Annotated in this window: 17 protein-coding genes; 1 reads left to right on the top strand and 16 read right to left on the bottom strand. The window is 33.8% G+C overall.

Annotated features, from left to right (window positions below; all coding sequences use genetic code 11):
* Window positions 1–53: 53 nt before the first annotated feature.
* The 12 genes from ACWNMZ_RS13880 to ACWNMZ_RS13825 form a co-directional block, all read right to left on the bottom strand.
* Entirely contained in the window at window positions 54–827 is a 774-nt protein-coding gene (locus tag ACWNMZ_RS13880; RefSeq protein ID WP_031538304.1) for a CheR family methyltransferase, read from the bottom strand.
* Between the two features lie 247 nt (window positions 828–1074).
* The gene (gene ndk, locus ACWNMZ_RS13875) at window positions 1075–1521 is read right to left on the bottom strand and encodes a nucleoside-diphosphate kinase (RefSeq protein ID WP_031538303.1); all 447 of its coding nucleotides are present in this window, start codon (window positions 1519–1521) and stop codon (window positions 1075–1077) included.
* Between the two features lie 129 nt (window positions 1522–1650).
* The gene (hepT, locus tag ACWNMZ_RS13870; RefSeq protein ID WP_031538302.1) at window positions 1651–2613 is read right to left on the bottom strand and encodes a heptaprenyl diphosphate synthase component II; all 963 of its coding nucleotides are present in this window, start codon (window positions 2611–2613) and stop codon (window positions 1651–1653) included.
* A gap of 247 nt (window positions 2614–2860) precedes the next feature.
* Entirely contained in the window at window positions 2861–3562 is a 702-nt protein-coding gene (locus ACWNMZ_RS13865; RefSeq protein WP_031538301.1) for a demethylmenaquinone methyltransferase, read from the bottom strand.
* A gap of 6 nt (window positions 3563–3568) precedes the next feature.
* Entirely contained in the window at window positions 3569–4387 is an 819-nt protein-coding gene (locus ACWNMZ_RS13860) for a heptaprenyl diphosphate synthase component 1 (protein ID WP_048717802.1), read from the bottom strand.
* A 431-nt stretch (window positions 4388–4818) separates the two neighbouring features.
* Window positions 4819–5091, bottom strand: coding sequence for an HU family DNA-binding protein (locus ACWNMZ_RS13855; RefSeq protein ID WP_016203034.1), 273 nt, complete (start codon window positions 5089–5091; stop codon window positions 4819–4821).
* A gap of 477 nt (window positions 5092–5568) precedes the next feature.
* Complete coding sequence (spoIVA, locus tag ACWNMZ_RS13850) at window positions 5569–7047, bottom strand: stage IV sporulation protein A (protein WP_031538299.1); 1479 nt, start codon at window positions 7045–7047, stop codon at window positions 5569–5571.
* 800 nt (window positions 7048–7847) lie between these two features.
* Window positions 7848–8897: an NAD(P)H-dependent glycerol-3-phosphate dehydrogenase gene (locus tag ACWNMZ_RS13845; protein ID WP_031538298.1), complete on the bottom strand. Its 1050-nt coding sequence runs from the start codon at window positions 8895–8897 to the stop codon at window positions 7848–7850.
* Between the two features lie 16 nt (window positions 8898–8913).
* Window positions 8914–10224, bottom strand: a complete 1311-nt coding sequence (gene der / locus ACWNMZ_RS13840; RefSeq protein WP_031538297.1) for a ribosome biogenesis GTPase Der — start codon at window positions 10222–10224, stop codon at window positions 8914–8916.
* Between the two features lie 579 nt (window positions 10225–10803).
* A complete protein-coding gene (locus ACWNMZ_RS13835; RefSeq protein ID WP_031538296.1) occupies window positions 10804–10989 on the bottom strand; it encodes a capping complex subunit for YIEGIA in 186 nt (61 codons plus the stop codon).
* The gene (locus ACWNMZ_RS13830; RefSeq protein WP_031538295.1) at window positions 10986–11876 is read right to left on the bottom strand and encodes a YIEGIA family protein; all 891 of its coding nucleotides are present in this window, start codon (window positions 11874–11876) and stop codon (window positions 10986–10988) included. The genes ACWNMZ_RS13835 and ACWNMZ_RS13830 overlap by 4 nt, the downstream gene beginning before the upstream one ends.
* Window positions 11873–12481 (bottom strand): YphA family membrane protein, encoded by a 609-nt coding sequence (locus ACWNMZ_RS13825; protein WP_031538294.1) that lies wholly within the window; start codon window positions 12479–12481, stop codon window positions 11873–11875. The genes ACWNMZ_RS13830 and ACWNMZ_RS13825 overlap by 4 nt, the downstream gene beginning before the upstream one ends.
* A 217-nt stretch (window positions 12482–12698) precedes the next feature.
* Here ACWNMZ_RS13825 and ACWNMZ_RS13820 point away from each other — a divergent pair, with 217 nt between their 5' ends.
* Window positions 12699–12836, top strand: coding sequence for a YpzI family protein (locus ACWNMZ_RS13820; protein WP_065429089.1), 138 nt, complete (start codon window positions 12699–12701; stop codon window positions 12834–12836).
* Window positions 12837–12909: 73 nt separating this feature from the next.
* Here ACWNMZ_RS13820 and rpsA read toward each other — a convergent pair whose 3' ends face one another.
* The 4 genes from rpsA to ACWNMZ_RS13800 form a co-directional block, all read right to left on the bottom strand.
* Entirely contained in the window at window positions 12910–14049 is a 1140-nt protein-coding gene (gene rpsA / locus ACWNMZ_RS13815) for a 30S ribosomal protein S1 (RefSeq protein ID WP_031538293.1), read from the bottom strand.
* Window positions 14050–14236: 187 nt separating this feature from the next.
* The gene (gene cmk / locus ACWNMZ_RS13810; protein WP_031538292.1) at window positions 14237–14914 is read right to left on the bottom strand and encodes a (d)CMP kinase; all 678 of its coding nucleotides are present in this window, start codon (window positions 14912–14914) and stop codon (window positions 14237–14239) included.
* A gap of 258 nt (window positions 14915–15172) precedes the next feature.
* Entirely contained in the window at window positions 15173–15349 is a 177-nt protein-coding gene (locus ACWNMZ_RS13805; RefSeq protein ID WP_031538291.1) for a DUF5359 family protein, read from the bottom strand.
* Between the two features lie 120 nt (window positions 15350–15469).
* Window positions 15470–16141, bottom strand: a complete 672-nt coding sequence (locus tag ACWNMZ_RS13800) for a flagellar brake protein (protein WP_031538290.1) — start codon at window positions 16139–16141, stop codon at window positions 15470–15472.
* Window positions 16142–16148: the final 7 nt, after the last annotated feature.

Below are 16148 nucleotides of genomic sequence, written 5' to 3'. Positions count from 1 at the left end.
TATTTAAACAATGGCAAAACAACGGGATATTCTTGTGGTTGTTTTGCCATTGCTTATATTTTACGATAGAAGAAAGTATCTGCTGTTTCTAAGCCATACTTTGCGGGGGTAAAAATTTGTTCTGTACTACCGACAAAGAAAATCCCACCAGGTCTTAAGGCTTGAGCGAATTTGTGATAAAGCAAATCTTTTGCATCCTCTGTAAAGTATATTAAAACATTTCGACAAACGATTAAATCGAATGGGCCACCAAATGAATCCGCCAATAAATTCTGTTTTTTAAATGTGACGTTTTTTTTCACTTCGTCCATTATTTTATACATCGAGCCTTGCTGTTCAAAATACTTATTCTTTTGCGCCACTGGCACTTCATTTAATGCTCTCTCTAAATACACACCATTTTTCGCACGTTCCAATGCATTAACATCAATATCTGTTGCAAGGATTTGAAAATCCTTTGCCTTCATTTCATTGGAAAGAAGCATTGATAATGTATATGGCTCTTCCCCTGTCGAGCAAGCAGCACTCCATACCTTCATCTGCGCTTTAGCTTTAAGGAGATCGGGCAATATATTTTTCTCTAAAACCTCCCACCGTTTATAATTACGATAAAATTCAGAAACATTAATTGTCATCCGATCTAATAACTCGTCCAATAAATTCTTATTCGTATGTATTGCTTTAAAATAATCTGCAAAAGAAGTAAAACCCCTTTTTTCATAAAGAGATGTCAACCTTCTTTTCATTTGTGCCTCTTTATATAAAGACAAATCTATTCCTGATAATCTATAGAAATTCTTAATAAAATCTTGAAAATCCTTCTCCATGTAATTTCCTCACAACCATCATAAAATCAACTTCTTTTTTAGTATATACGATTTTCCTCAAAAAGGGCCAAATTTTATTCCGATAATTCATATAATTAATCGAAATGTGGAGGCGCCTGTTTATCGTCGTACAAACTGGAGGGCTCTGACTGAGATAAAGGAAACACGGGGAACGCTACCTGATAATATCGTTTATCCACATATAAATAGCTGTCCTGATGAACAGGACAGCTATTATAACCAAAAGTTAGTAAACCCAATTATCTAATAATTTATGATACTCTACTAATTCTTCCTCATCGAAAAATAGGGATATTTCTCTTTGCGCACTTTCTTTTCCATCAGATCCATGAATTATATTTTTATGTTTTACTACTCCAAAATCGCCACGAATGGTACCTGGCAAAGCTTCTAGAGGGTCTGTTTTCCCCATCATTATTCTCGATTTTGCGATAACTTCCTCTCCTTGCCAAACCATTGCAAATACAGGACCAGAAGTGATAAAATCTACTAATTGTGTAAAAAACGGCTTACCTTTATGTTCTGCATAATGCTGTTCTGCTAAATCTTCCGAAATATGCATAAGCTTTGCTCCAACGAGTTGGAAACCTTTTTCTTCAAACCGGGCTATTATTTTCCCCATTAAATTTCTTTGTACACCATCTGGCTTTACCATTAGAAATGTTCTTTCCATAAGCTCACTCCTACCATATGTATTAGACTAGCAAAAATGGTTATTCATGAAAAGAACTTAACACAAAAATTCGAATTTTGCAAAAGAATCTTTAAACGCTTTCATATGTAATAGGTACTGTTACAATTGCTAAAATTTACGTTTACCCAAATATTTTGCTATATTAGCTAGTGCCGATTTGGCTTTTCCATTCGGCAAATCACGAATAGTTAAGAGGGCCTTATTTAAATACAGGTCACTTACTTGAAGAGAACGATCGATTGCATCTGTATTTTTAATGCTTGTAATAACCTCCGTTAATTCCTGTTTTGACATTGCTTCATGGACAGTGATTATTTTTTTGCGAACCTCTTCATTTTCCATTGCAAATAAAACAGGCAATGTAATATTTCCTTGAAGTAAATCCCCGCCTGCTGGCTTTCCTAATTCTTTTTCTGTCCCAACAAAATCTAGTACATCATCTATGATTTGATAAGACATACCAACATAGTACCCGAATTGATGCAACTTTTGCTGGAATTCTTCTTCAACATCCGAAACAATCGCACCTACTAAAGAACTTGCTGAAATTAATAAAGCCGTTTTTCTTTTTATTCTCCGAAAATAATCTCTAATATTTTGATCAAATCGATATTTGTCTTTTATTTGCTGAATTTCGCCGATACAGACTTCCACAATTGTATTAGCAAGTACTCTGTGGGCATCAGGCTTATTAATATCACTCATAATTTCCATTGACCGAGCAAAAATGTAATCCCCTGTATACATCGCTACTTTATTATCCCATTTTGCTTTAATAGTAGGCTGACCTCTTCTTAAATCAGAATCATCTATTACATCATCATGAACTAATGATGCCATATGAATTAATTCCAACGAAACTGCTGCTTTTTTTATTTTATGGATATCATAATTTCCAAATTGCCCTGCAAGCAATACAAATATCGGACGTATTCTTTTTCCACCTGCTTGTAGTAAATGCAAGGAAGACTCACGTAATATAATAGAGTTTGCCTGTACGGTTTCTTCTAATTCTCTCTCAATTTTTTCAATATCCGAATTCAAAAATGAGTACATCATTTTTAATTTCACCAACTACTCACCCAACTTGTATCCATATTTTAAAATAATTATGTATTTCCTTGACATTATTTCTAGTTCTTTTTTCTTATAGTAGCCTTTAATATACTTTCCATTTTTGCTAAAACAGCGGCGAACCTTGTTAAACATTTTCTCCACTTCTATTTAGACTACTCCAGCTATTCCCATATCTAAATAAAATTTTTAAACAGCTAAAAAGCTTTTCTCCCTTACAGGACTTTCATCACTATTGAGATTATTACTTATAACCAAAATGAACTGCAGCAACACCGCCAAAATAAGCTTTATATCCTACTCTCTTTAATCCTGCTTCTTCAAACATCATAGCTAGTTCTTTCATACCTGGGAAATCTCGCGCTGATTCCTGTAGCCATGAATATTCCTTATAGCTTTTAGCAAAAAGTTTACCAAAAATCGGCATAATATATCTAAAATACATATAGTAGCCTTGTCTAAAAATTGGCATTGTTGGTTGCGATGTTTCTAAACAAACAACCATCCCTCCAGGCTTTACTACTCTTCTCATTTCTTTTAAAACAGTTAAGTAGTCTGGAACATTACGCAAACCAAAGCCGATTGTTACAAAATCAAAATGATTGTCTGCAAAGGGTAACTCCATGGCGTTGCCGTGAATTAGCTGTATATTTTTATACTCAGCTGTTTTTTGCTTTCCTATGCTTAGCATATTTTCACTGAAATCAAGACCAATCACTTCCCCGTTAGGGCCAACTTGCTCTGCTAGGCTAATTGTCCAATCAGCTGTTCCGCAGCATACATCCAAACATGCTGAACCTTTAGGCACATTCATTCGCTTCATCGTGTCTTTTCGCCATAATTTATGCTGCTGAAAGCTAATTAACGAATTCATTCTATCATAATTCCCATAAATCTTTTCAAATACATTATGTACCTTTTCTTCTTTAGACTGCTGCTCTTGCATTATTATTTACCCTTCCTCTACGTACAATTGTTGTTTGCTTAGTTTATTCAAAAATCGATAGGCGGTTTCTCTAAATTCTTCTTGCAATGCTGGAAGACTATTTAACAACTCTTCTACACGTAAACTTGCCTCTTTTATATATTTATCCATCATTGCATCTTTATTATTTTTAGTTATTGAATTTAATTTATTTTTATTCTCATACTTAAAAAAAGCATCTACTACCATTGAACTATTCGTTTGATCAAACAACTCTTTTTCTTTGCAAATTCGATGAAGAAACAAAAATTCTTCCACAAAAGCTTTCCATCCATCCATTTGATAGTAGTCGACTAGCTTTTGGATTAATGCTCCTTCAATATCTTTTAGACTTTTTATTAATTGCTCTATTCCCTTTGCGCTATGATGGTAGAAGAATATTTTATTCTCATTAATCACTTTAATGCCTTCTGCTAAAAACTTAAGCATTTTAAAGTCTTCTATTTCAGCTAATATTTTATAGTATTGCCCACTGTATAAATCCCCTGCTAATACCGTTAATTGTCTACTTCGTTCATTTCCCTTATGCATCTTATCATTTGTAACGAGCTCATGGGTATCAAGGGCAATCTGAATAAGTGTAATTGTTGTTGCATAGGTAATAATATCCTGTTTTTTTACATTTGCCTGTAATAAGACTGTTATTGTTAGTAAAAGCTTATGTTCATCCAAAATTGGATTTGGTATATGTTTTTGTAAATAATGATTGGAGGTTTTTTCAACTACTTTGATTTTTACACTCTCTATTAATTCTTGTATAGCCATAATATCACCCTTGTTCCCCATTTATTCCTCTTTCGCTATTATCTATTCATGCCAATCTCTAAAAACTGTCGAAATATTATTCTTTATTATATGTAAAGTTGTTGCTATGACCCGCAGCCTAAATACACTTCGCTTTCCATTGGTCGAGTGCCGAGCCGCTACCATAGGAGTCTACGTGTATTCAGATTTATTAGTTATTGAATTTATTGGTTTTTTCTATTGGAAACACACCAATCTTTTAGAAAACAGCACTAAACAGAACTTTTCCATTTCAATCACATATTTTATTTATTATATCACAAGAGAAAGTAAAGGGGTACAATAGCTACTTTGGAAAGATTCTCTCTTATTCCTTTTTCTCCTTTCATTTCAATCATCATTATTTTATAAAAAAACTCATAAAAAAAAACCGCGATAATTTCGCGGTTTTAGTGAAATACTATTATATGTAATTATTTCACTGCGTCTTTAAGTGCTTTACCTGGTTTAAAAGCAGGAACTTTGCTTGCTGCGATTTCAATTTCTTCACCAGTTTGTGGGTTACGACCTTTACGAGCCGCACGTTCACGTACCTCGAAGTTACCAAAACCGATAAGTTGAACCTTATCACCATCTTTTAAAGCATTCAAGATTGTATCGAAAACAGCGTCAACTGCTTTAGTAGCGTCCTTTTTTGATAGTTCACTTGCTTCAGCAACTGCATTGATTAATTCTGTCTTGTTCATGCCTTTCACCTCCTCCCGAGTGTTTCAAATAAAAGCCTAAAATTAGTTTCATATCTTTATTTGTAAACAAATTAACGGAATTATATACGTCCTACCGAATTTTTTCTTAAATGACATACATTTGTTCACTCAAAGAAGTATTCAAGTATAAAGTAACTTAACCCTTACATAAAGAATAAGAAACCTTATATAACGCTAATTCCTTTAAAAGATTATCATAATCGTTTATGCATATCAAGAAATTTTATGTATTGATAGCGATATTTTCTTATTTTGAAATAAAAGCGTAACATTAAAACCATAAAATTTCCATTTACAACCAAAATTAAAACGTAAAAAGAACTATAACTCCATTGTTTCACTTAAGTAAATGGTGGGTATAAGAATAAATAAAATGCCTCTATTAGGCTTTTTTTATACCAAATTTCGCTTTCTTCTCGAAATAAAATAAAAAAAAAGAACCCTAAAATAGAGTTCTTACAAAATAATTGCTATTAGTCCACCAGAACCTTCATTGATAATTCTTTCTAATGTTTCTTTTAATTTATAGCGAGCATTTTCTGGCATAAGGGAGAGTTTAGCTTGAATGCCTTCTCGGACGATTGAACTTAAGCTTCTTCCAAAAATATCTGAATTCCAAATTGATAATGGATCATCCTCAAAATCCTGCATTAAATATCTGACTAATTCTTCACTTTGTTTTTCCGATCCAATAATTGGAGCAAATTCACTTTCAACATCTACTTTAATCATATGGATAGAAGGCGCTACAGCTTTTAGTCTAACGCCGAATCTAGATCCCTGACGGATGATTTCAGGTTCATCTAAGCTCATATCAACTAAGGATGGAGCAGCAATCCCATAACCTGTTTGCTTCACCATTTTTAATGCGTCTGAAATTTGATCATATTCCGTTTTTGCATGGGCAAAATCTTGCATTAATTCTAGTAAGTGGTCTTTTCCTCTAATTTCTACCCCGACAATTTCTTTTAAAATGTCATCATATAACTCATCTGGTGCAAATAGATCAATTTCGGCAATCCCTTGGCCCATTTCAATGCCAGCTAGACCAGCATTTTCAATAAATTCATATTCACTAAATTGAGAGACAACTCTATCTACATCTCTTAATCTCTTAATGTCTTTTACTGTTTCTTTTACTGCTTCTTGGTAATTATCTCTTAACCAATGATTTTCTCTTAATACCATTACCCAGCTCGGTAAATTCACATTTACTTCCAATACCGGGAACTCGAATAATGCTTCACGCATTACATTTAAAACATCTGCTTCACGCATACTTTCTACACTCATCGCAATTACTGGGATATCGTATTTTTCAGAAAGCTCATCCTTTAATGCTTCCGTATTGGGATGATATGGCTGTGCACTGTTTATAATCATAATAAACGGCTTCCCAACCTCTTTTAATTCCTCAATTACTCTATTTTCAGCTTCTAGATAGTTACTTCTTGGAATATCGCCAATAGTACCATCTGTTGTAATAACTACTCCAATTGTACTGTGCTCTTGAATTACCTTTCTAGTTCCTATTTCAGCAGCTTCATGGAATGGAATTGGTTCTTCATACCATGGTGTATTTATCATTCTAGGCCCATTTTCATCCTCATATCCTTGTGCTCCAGGCACTGTATAGCCAACACAATCAACAAGCCTAATATTTACTTCTAACCCTTCATCTACTTTAATAGAGGCCGCTTGATTTGGAACGAACTTCGGTTCTGTTGTCATAATCGTTTTTCCTGCTGCACTTTGAGGAAGCTCATCTTTTGTTCTTGTTCTTTCCCCTTCATTTTCCATATTCGGAATTACGACCAATTCCATGAATTTTTTTATAAAAGTTGATTTTCCAGTACGTACTGCACCTACTACACCTAAGTAAATATCACCGCCCGTTCTTTCGGCAATATCTTTAAAAATATTTACCTTTTCCAAGTGATCCCCTCCTGAACTTTTCCTAGTACATGGGATAGAATTATCCTTTTAATACTATTAGACAATATATATTTATGATGTTGTCCTATCTCTTTATGACTTATTTTTTATTTTCCCCTCCTTTTTTTTGCTAGTTTTTATATTTACTTAGCAAGTTAGTTGTTTATGAACGTAAAAATGGTACCCATCCATACGTTTTTTATTTGATTCTGAAATTTACCTAATTCATAAAAAACACTCATAGATAAAATAAAAAACCTTCTCTTCAATATATACATGAAGAGAAGGGATATGACATTTTTGTTTGGAAAAAAGATAGAAAAGAGACAAGGAAGGGAAAATAATATTAATCAGCCAGTCTTTCTAGTTAACCAACATGTTTCAAGGTTTTCACACATCTCTATAATAAAGCATTTAAACTAAATCATCACTATGATTTAAGCGAACTTCCATTTGTGGATGCTTTCTTTCCTGACACCTAATGGGTAGTTGAGGCAATTTAACCTTCACGGATAGTTTTATCTTCCACTTTCTTCCTCAAATTATCCTAAGCTTTCTGTTGCTTCTTCCTGAAGTTTAAAAATGGGAAAAATAAAAAAATCAAAGTAAAAAGTAGGGGAAACTTTTCACTTTGATTATCCATCAACTATTTGACCCATACCCTGTTCATTCCACTAGGTTGCTTCAAAACATTTTATGTTATTACATCCATTTTCGAACCATTAAAACGCCTATATTTGCTTAAAAAGATTCCTTTTTCATCCTTTTATAAGAAAGGATGAAAAATACACATCTTTTTCTTATTCTATGTACTGAGAGGCAAGGATGTTTATTAAATCTTCCATTTCATTCGTTTTTCCTCTTGCCATTAAGCTCTCTACGGCAGCTTTTGCATCTTGATCATTAAATAAAATCTGGAATAAAGCATTCGTAATAGGCATCGTAACACCATATTTTTCTGACAGCTGATGTGCAGCTTTTGTAGTCCGAATTCCTTCCACAACCATACCCATTTGAGCAAGAACTTCATCTAACACTTGGCCTTTTCCAAGCATGTTACCAGCTCTCCAGTTTCTAGAATGGACACTTGTACATGTAACAATTAAATCTCCAATCCCAGTCAAACCTGCAAACGTAAGGGGATTTGCTCCCATTCTTGTTCCCAGCCTAGCCATTTCAGCAAGTCCTCTTGTTATTAAAGCTGCCTTGGCATTATCACCAAATCCTAAACCATCTGCAATACCTGCACAAACTGCAATGATATTTTTTAATGCTCCGCCAATTTCAACACCTATAAGATCTGGATTTGTATAAACCCTGAAATTATGATTAATAAATAAATCTTGAACAAGTTCTGCTTCGGTCATATTCTTGGATGATACTGTAACGGTCGTCGGATGTCGAAGACTCACTTCCTCTGCATGACTAGGACCTGATAATACAACAATGCTTTTTCGTTTACTTTCTGGTATCTCTTCCTCGATAATTTCAGAAATACGCATTAACGTTTCAGGCTCAATTCCTTTACTAACATGAATGATTGTTTTTGGTTCGTTTATATATGGAAGCAATTGCGGAATAACCTCTCGCATCGCTTTTGTTGGTATAGCTAAAATAATAAAATCAACATTGCGAACACTTTCTTCTAAAGATGTAGTTCCGACTACTTCTTTAGGTAAGGTTATACCTGGTAAATATTTATTATTTTGATGCAAATTATTGATCTCTGCAATATTTTTCTCATCTTTACCCCAAATACGAACAGTATGACCATTATCGCCAAGTACTAATGAAAGTGCTGTTCCCCAACTGCCAGCACCAATCATCGCTACAGTTTTTTGAATTTTCATCTTCTTTACACCTCTATTATTTTCTTTCTCTTGCAAAGATTTTAATCGGTGTTCCCTCAAAACCAAATGCATCTCTAATACGATTTTCTAAAAATCGCTCATAAGAAAAGTGAAGTAATTCTGGATCATTGACAAAAACGACAAAAGTTGGTGGTCCAACCGCAACCTGGGTAGTGTAGTATATTTTCAATCGTTTACCTTTATCGGTTGGAGTAGGATTCATCGCTACAGCATCCATTATAACATCGTTCAACACACTTGTTTCCACTCTACGAGTATGATTTTCGCTAGCAACTTTAATCATCGGTATTAATGTATGAATCCGTTTCTTCGTTTTTGCTGAAAGGAAAACAATTGGAGCATAATCAAGGAATAAGAAATGTTCCCTAATATTTTGTTCAAATGTTTTCATTGTTTTCTCATCTTTTTCTACTGCATCCCATTTATTCACGACAATAATCACTGCTCTTCCAGCTTCATGTGCATATCCAGCAATTTTTTTATCCTGTTCAATAATTCCTTCTTCTCCATCAATAACAACTAAAACAACATCCGATCTTTCAATTGCTCGCAATGCTCGTAATACACTATATTTCTCTGTAGATTCGTATACTTTTCCTTTTTTTCTCATTCCTGCTGTATCGATAATAACAAACTTTTCTCCGTTAACCGTTACCTCAGAATCAATTGCATCTCGAGTAGTACCAGCTACATTACTAACGATTACTCGATCTTCTCCTAACATTGCATTAACTAAGGATGATTTCCCTACATTTGGTCTCCCAATAAGAGAAAATTTAATAATATCATCACCGTAATCCTTTGTATCATGCTTAGGAAAATGCTTTGCAGCTTCATCCAATAAATCACCGAGACCTAAACCATGAGATCCTGAAATTGGAAATGGTTCGCCAAATCCTAATGCATAAAAATCATAGATTTGTTCTCTCATATCCGGATTATCTACTTTATTAACGGCAAGAACAACTGGCTTTTTAGCTTTATACAATATTTTTGCAACTTCTTCATCGGCAGAAGTAACCCCTTCACGACCATTTGTTATAAAGATAATAACATCTGCCTCTTCTATTGCTATCTCCGCTTGCATACGTATTTGATCTAAAAATGGTTCATCCCCAATATCGATTCCACCTGTATCAATAAGATTAAAATCATGGTTTAACCATTCTGCAGAGCTATAAATACGATCTCTCGTTACTCCTGGTATATCTTCCACAATTGAAATACGTTCTCCCACTATCCGATTAAAGATAGTCGATTTTCCTACATTCGGTCTTCCAACTATCGCAATAACTGGTTTAGCCATCGCTATCATTCCCTTCACACATAATCATTCTATCCATGCCACATGATTCCTTAAAAAAATAGTAACTAAGTAATCACAGTGTTAAAGAACATTCTTAAATTATTTATTACCTTTATAACATAAGTACATGAAAATATAGTACTTCCGCTTTTTAGTTTCGTGGATATTAGAATTCTTTATCATTCGAATTTGTTGTTTTTTAGGCTGAAATCACACTCTTATAAGCAAGATTAAAAACAAAATGAAAAACTTATTCCTAAGATTCTAAACATAATGAAACCAATAATCGATTGCTCAAGTAATACCCTTTAACAAAAAATAGTAAAAATAGGGGCTAACCCTAAAATAGAGAAGTAGACCCCTAACTAAAACAGTTTATCAAAGAGATGTTATCCAAGCAACAGAAAACTACATTTCTTTACAATAATCATCATTTTTATAACTTTTTCACAATGTATGCGCTAATTCGTATATATTGGTTTTTATAAAATATATACGCTCCCTTACACCCTAATCTTTTATAAACTAAATCCTATTGAAAACTTCCTTCTTCATTGGAAAACTTTATCTAATTTGCATTTAATGCTTTACTATAATATAAACTTCCTCCCCAATTTTATGAGCAATCCCATCTAATATAGCTTCTAGATTAGTGGCAACATTCTCCATCTCAGTCGTATTTTCACAATAATACACACCGTTTCCTGGTGCGACTTTGCTTGGATTAGTTGTAATGGAGGCTAAAATGTATTTTTCTAAATTCATTCTATCTCTCCCTCTCTTTCTAAGCGTTTACTGGGCATCCGAATGGCATTTTCTAACGTTGGCACGGCTCCAATAATACTAATCGCCTTTTTTTCATTTTGTATTTGAGGTAGCACGAATACAGCCACCCTTCCATCCTCTAAATCCCGTTTAGCTAATGGTACTAATGCGGGTGTTCCAGAGTCTCGATAGACACCAAGAGCAGTAGTCACATCATATAGAATTGCCTGCCTCTGTCCTAAATTTGCAATGGTAGTTCTGGCATTAAAATTTTTAGGAGTCAAGATAAAGCCCATTCCATACTTTAAGACTTCCTTCTGCCGCTCTGGCAAACCAATATTCATAATATAAATGGTATCTACATATAGACCCGAATCATCAAACATTGGCTTTGCATATGAAATATCTACAATATCCTTTAATTGACCACCAGACATCAATTTTTTCGCTATGATTACAGAGATGATTGCTGCAAGAATACCTGTCCATATATTATAAATAATATAGCCAAAGGTGCTTAAAAGACCTGCAAACATTACCAAATAGTTCCTGCTTTCAAAAGCAATAGCAATTCCTTCAATATACGTTTTTCCTCTTGGAACCATTTCGAAACTATCCAACTCCGTAAGCGTATTTCGTTCCATATTTCTAACCTCTCGAAATTGAGAAGCTGCAACAGTTAAGAAAGTTACTGCTGTATAATCTTTGTTTAAGATTGCAGGAATGGCCACGGAACCCAGCCCTGCTGCTATGAAGCCTAGCGCGATATGAATAATTTTCCCATGCAAATAAGTAGGATATTGGCGATAATCTGTTCTTAGCATATACATTCTTAATATTGTCCCAACAATTACTCCAAGTAAAATTGGATAAGTAAAGTTACTCATATATTTTTTTGTCTCTCCTTTTCAAGCATAAATACATGCTGTTCCCATTTTACTAGTGTCATTCTTATATAAAATAGGGATAAGAATCCAACTACACCAGGCATTAAATAGTCAAAAAAGCTCAAAGAACCAATATAATATTCCATCTGATAATTTCTTAAAATGCTACTCAATAATATTTCTCCAGTGCTACTTCCAATTAGCAAAATAAGTATTTGACAGACTATATTTTTATGTAAAAGGATAACTAGGACAAACAATATACTTACTTTAAGCCAAGGTCCTGGAATAAATACCCAGATAGGATCAATGATTGCCATCAGTTCATATGTGGCATAAGCTAACATCGTAAAAAAGGACGCTATGATAATATAAATAGTCGTTTTCCATCGTAAACGACCAGTAGAATAAAACGAGATAATTAATATACTCAAAAGTAAAACAGAACTACTTATTTCATGCCACTCCCATTTAAAGGGGCTTAAAACAATTGCTATTAATACATAAATGGAATATTTAGTTCGCTTCGGATTATCTTTTTGTAAAAAAAACGTCGTAACAATCCAGATAAACCATGCACAAAATAAAAAGATTGATCCCTCCATTATACTCACTCTCCTAATTCCCATTATGTCTCGGCAGGATGTAATTTAAACGAAAAAGATACAAGTAAACAAAGGAAATATGTTGCTATGCAAAAGGAATTTTTTTCATCATGTAGTTTCGACTATTCTGTAGAATACTAAAAAGAAACTTCCATTAAGGAAGTGAACGGACCATGTCATGAATGGAATCAATTAATTATTTTGGGAGGTAAATTCTATGGCTAAGGATAGACAGGAAAAAAAATTAAAACAAAGTAACCGAGTAGAGTCTGACCGTGACCAAGCACTTCATTATAATGGTTCAACTCGATTACAAAGTCCTGAAGAAGGCAGATTATTAAACGATAATAAGTAGGCATTGCAAAAAGGGTGACCTAAAAAAATGGCCACCCTATTATATCTTCTTTCTATTTAACGAAACAAAGAAATTAGTTTTTCAACTTTTTCAATTGTTCTCCAATCATATCACCTAATTGGAAACCTTTTGATTCTTCAGGAAGCTCATACACTTCTTCCTCATCCACTTCTTTCTCTGTAAGTTCTTTAATACTTAGTGAAAGGCGTTGGTCTTCTTCGTTAACATCTAAAACTTTCACTTGAACTTCTTGACCTTCTTTTAGCACTTCATGTGGTGTTCCAATATGTTTATGGGCGATTTGTGAAATATGCACAAGTCCTTCTACCCCTGGGAACACTTCAACAAACGCGCCATATGAAACAATACGCTTAACTGTTCCATCTAGTACACTACCTTTTTCAGCACGATCTGCAATGTTCGCCCATGGTCCTGGCTGTGTTTCTTTAATAGATAAAGAGATACGGTCATTATTACGATCTACACTTAGTACCTTCACATTTACTTCCTGACCTTCTTGAACTACATCTGTTGGGCTAGAAATATGTTCATGGGACAATTGAGAAATATGAACTAATCCATCAATGCCTCCCAAGTCAACAAACGCACCAAAATCAGTAATTCTTTGTACAGTACCTGTTAGTGTTTGGCCAGCTTCAATCGAGTCAAGAAGATTTTGCTTTTGCTTACTTTTCTCTTCCTCTACTACAGCGCGATGGGATAGAATAAGGCGGCTTTTATCTTTTTCTAGTTCGACAATTTTAAAAGAAATTGTCTTACCTTTGTAATCAGAAAAGTCTTCTACATAATGAGCTTCTACTAAGGATGCAGGTACAAAGCCTCTTACACCAAGATCAACAACAAGTCCGCCTTTAACAACGTCTTTTACTTCTGCTTCGAAAACTTCACCTGAATTAAACTTCTCTTCAAGTTGATCCCACGCCTTTTTGGCATCGACTTTTCTTTTTGATAAAACAAGGGCATCCTCTTCCACTTTAATAACTTCTAATTCAAGCTTGTCTCCTTCTGACACAACATCACTTGCTTTTTCAATGTGCAAGCTTGATAATTCACTTATTGGAAGTATCCCATCAAGTTTACTATCACTGATTGCAACAATTACCTGTTTTTCTTCTACCTTCGTAATCTGACCATTTACTACGTCTCCAACAGAATAATTATTTACAACTACATCATTTAATTCCTCAGACATATGTACTCCTCCTTCGACTCTACCTGCATAAATATTTGTTTAAAAACATCCTGCAGCTTAAATAAATTTATCATGCATACGAATTTTAAGAATTCTTCTCTTTAAACTTCTTACAAACTTGTTTTTTTGTCAAGCAAGAAACACTAGACTAGTTTTTAAGATTAAGTGGATCTTCTATCTGTTAAAATTAATTGCTTATTTTTTCTCTTGTTAATTCCATGATTTTATCTACTACATTATAAATAGATAAAGAAGTTGTGTCGATTTCAATCGCATCATCCGCCTTCTTAAGGGGGGCAACTTCACGTTCTGAATCTAATTTATCCCTTGCAGCAATTTCCTGTTTTAATTGTTCTAAGTCAGATTCATATCCTTTTTCTATGTTCTCTTTATGTCTTCTAAAAGCTCTTTCATCAACAGACGCTAAAAGGAATACTTTCACCTCAGCAGTAGGAATCACATGGGTGCCGATATCTCTACCATCCATTACCACTCCACCATTTACTGCAAACATTTGCTGCCTTCTTACCATTTCTTCCCTTACAAGCTTATGCTTCGAAACGATAGAAACAGAGTTCGTTACTTCACTTGAACGAATTTCCTTTGTTACGTCTTTGCTATCTAAGAAAATTAATTGTCCTTGCTCACCTGGGAATAATTCAATCACAGTCTCATTTAACATATTTATTAAATTCTCTTCTTCTTCTAAATTCAATTTATGATTTATTGCCTTATAGGTTAATGCTCTATACATCGCACCTGTATCGATATAAATATATCCTAATTGTTCTGCGACAATCTTTGCAACCGTACTTTTCCCTGCAGCTGCGGGGCCATCAATTGCAATGCTAATTTTCTTTTCCATAAATCCTCCTGAACTACTGGCTCAAATATACCAATTATCTTATTAAAATTCTCCATAACCGTTGTTGGCTTCTAAAGAATATACAATCCTTCTTAAAAGCAGCATCTCATCATTAGGAGAGCTAGCCTTAATTTGGCTTAACTATCTTTTATTTTAACATATTTCTTTTCATTTTTTATCACTAATATCGGCTTATTTATGTAGCATTTTTGTATATAACAATTATAAGAAAAAAAGACAAATTTCTTCATTCATGTTTTATTTTCTTCCAAAAGTCTCAAGAAAGGATATAAAATTGGAATCCATAACTCCTTCATATTGGGTAATGGTTCTTATTTCCGGGATAATATCCCACATATGAAATATTTGACCAACTAAAAAAAAGACGATTTGAAGCAGGATTATCTTTATTATAATTCTTTCTACCGTTTTCATTCGAAGCACTCCTTTTACTAGCCACTACTACAATCGTAGAGAAGAAAGTAAAACTTCCTAGCGATCATCAATACGAATTCATCCTATAAAGTTAGTATCGGAGTTTTAGTATTCCTTTATTCAGATTTCAAGCCCTTTCTTTTTTAAGGATAATTGGCGGTCAAAACTAAATCTTAACATCGACTGACGATCCACTGGCTCAATATCTAAAAATTCAATAGACATTTTATTGCTATTTTCATTGTAATCAATGATTTTTTTAATCTCCGCATCTAGATGCAAATAATTATACTCTCCGTTCTGTAAGGGTAAGACTAATGAAACTTTTATCTTACTATTTTCCTCTAAGTATATTTTTTTAGGAACAATAACCGCAGCTCCCCCTGCACTAAAATCTAAAGATACCGTTGTGAATGGCTGAAAGGAGTTCTCTACTTCCATTGGATGAATAGCCATATCAATACTTGTTTCAATCCGTACGAATTGTCTTCGCTGAATTTTAATCATTTGATCTATGCTAGGTAATGAAAGAATTAACACCGGTACATTATTATCTTTTTTTCTTCCGATTACTTCTGAATGAAATAAATAAGCGATTCCTTCATTTGTAACAAAATTCACTCTTAATTGAGCACCATTCATTAGAAAAATCAGCTTATTTGTTTCAAGATGAATGGGATATTCAATATAAAGGGATTTTTCCTCCATTCCTAAAACACGGCTTTTATATTGATCAACTTTTTTTTCTCCATGAATCGGTTCAATAATTAATGTATCTCCAATTGAAATCACTTATCTC

This window comes from Niallia sp. Marseille-Q9988 (genome assembly GCF_976954375.1).
This window is presented reverse-complemented; position numbering and strand designations above follow the sequence as displayed.

What these genes read in the sequence shown, in the direction of transcription:
- ACWNMZ_RS13880 (WP_031538304.1), bottom strand. Translation starts at nt 827, where the DNA reads ATGGAGAAGGATTTTCAAGATTTTATTAAGAATTTCTATAGATTATCA.
- ndk (WP_031538303.1), bottom strand. Translation starts at nt 1,521, where the DNA reads ATGGAAAGAACATTTCTAATGGTAAAGCCAGATGGTGTACAAAGAAAT.
- ACWNMZ_RS13865 (WP_031538301.1), bottom strand. Translation starts at nt 3,562, where the DNA reads ATGCAAGAGCAGCAGTCTAAAGAAGAAAAGGTACATAATGTATTTGAA.
- ACWNMZ_RS13860 (WP_048717802.1), bottom strand. Translation starts at nt 4,387, where the DNA reads ATGGGGAACAAGGGTGATATTATGGCTATACAAGAATTAATAGAGAGT.
- ACWNMZ_RS13855 (WP_016203034.1), bottom strand. Translation starts at nt 5,091, where the DNA reads ATGAACAAGACAGAATTAATCAATGCAGTTGCTGAAGCAAGTGAACTA.
- ACWNMZ_RS13845 (WP_031538298.1), bottom strand. Translation starts at nt 8,897, where the DNA reads ATGAAAATTCAAAAAACTGTAGCGATGATTGGTGCTGGCAGTTGGGGA.
- der (WP_031538297.1), bottom strand. Translation starts at nt 10,224, where the DNA reads ATGGCTAAACCAGTTATTGCGATAGTTGGAAGACCGAATGTAGGAAAA.
- ACWNMZ_RS13835 (WP_031538296.1), bottom strand. Translation starts at nt 10,989, where the DNA reads ATGAATTTAGAAAAATACATTTTAGCCTCCATTACAACTAATCCAAGC.
- ACWNMZ_RS13830 (WP_031538295.1), bottom strand. Translation starts at nt 11,876, where the DNA reads ATGAGTAACTTTACTTATCCAATTTTACTTGGAGTAATTGTTGGGACA.
- ACWNMZ_RS13825 (WP_031538294.1), bottom strand. Translation starts at nt 12,481, where the DNA reads ATGGAGGGATCAATCTTTTTATTTTGTGCATGGTTTATCTGGATTGTT.
- ACWNMZ_RS13820 (WP_065429089.1), top strand. Translation starts at nt 12,699, where the DNA reads ATGGCTAAGGATAGACAGGAAAAAAAATTAAAACAAAGTAACCGAGTA.
- rpsA (WP_031538293.1), bottom strand. Translation starts at nt 14,049, where the DNA reads ATGTCTGAGGAATTAAATGATGTAGTTGTAAATAATTATTCTGTTGGA.
- cmk (WP_031538292.1), bottom strand. Translation starts at nt 14,914, where the DNA reads ATGGAAAAGAAAATTAGCATTGCAATTGATGGCCCCGCAGCTGCAGGG.
- ACWNMZ_RS13805 (WP_031538291.1), bottom strand. Translation starts at nt 15,349, where the DNA reads ATGAAAACGGTAGAAAGAATTATAATAAAGATAATCCTGCTTCAAATC.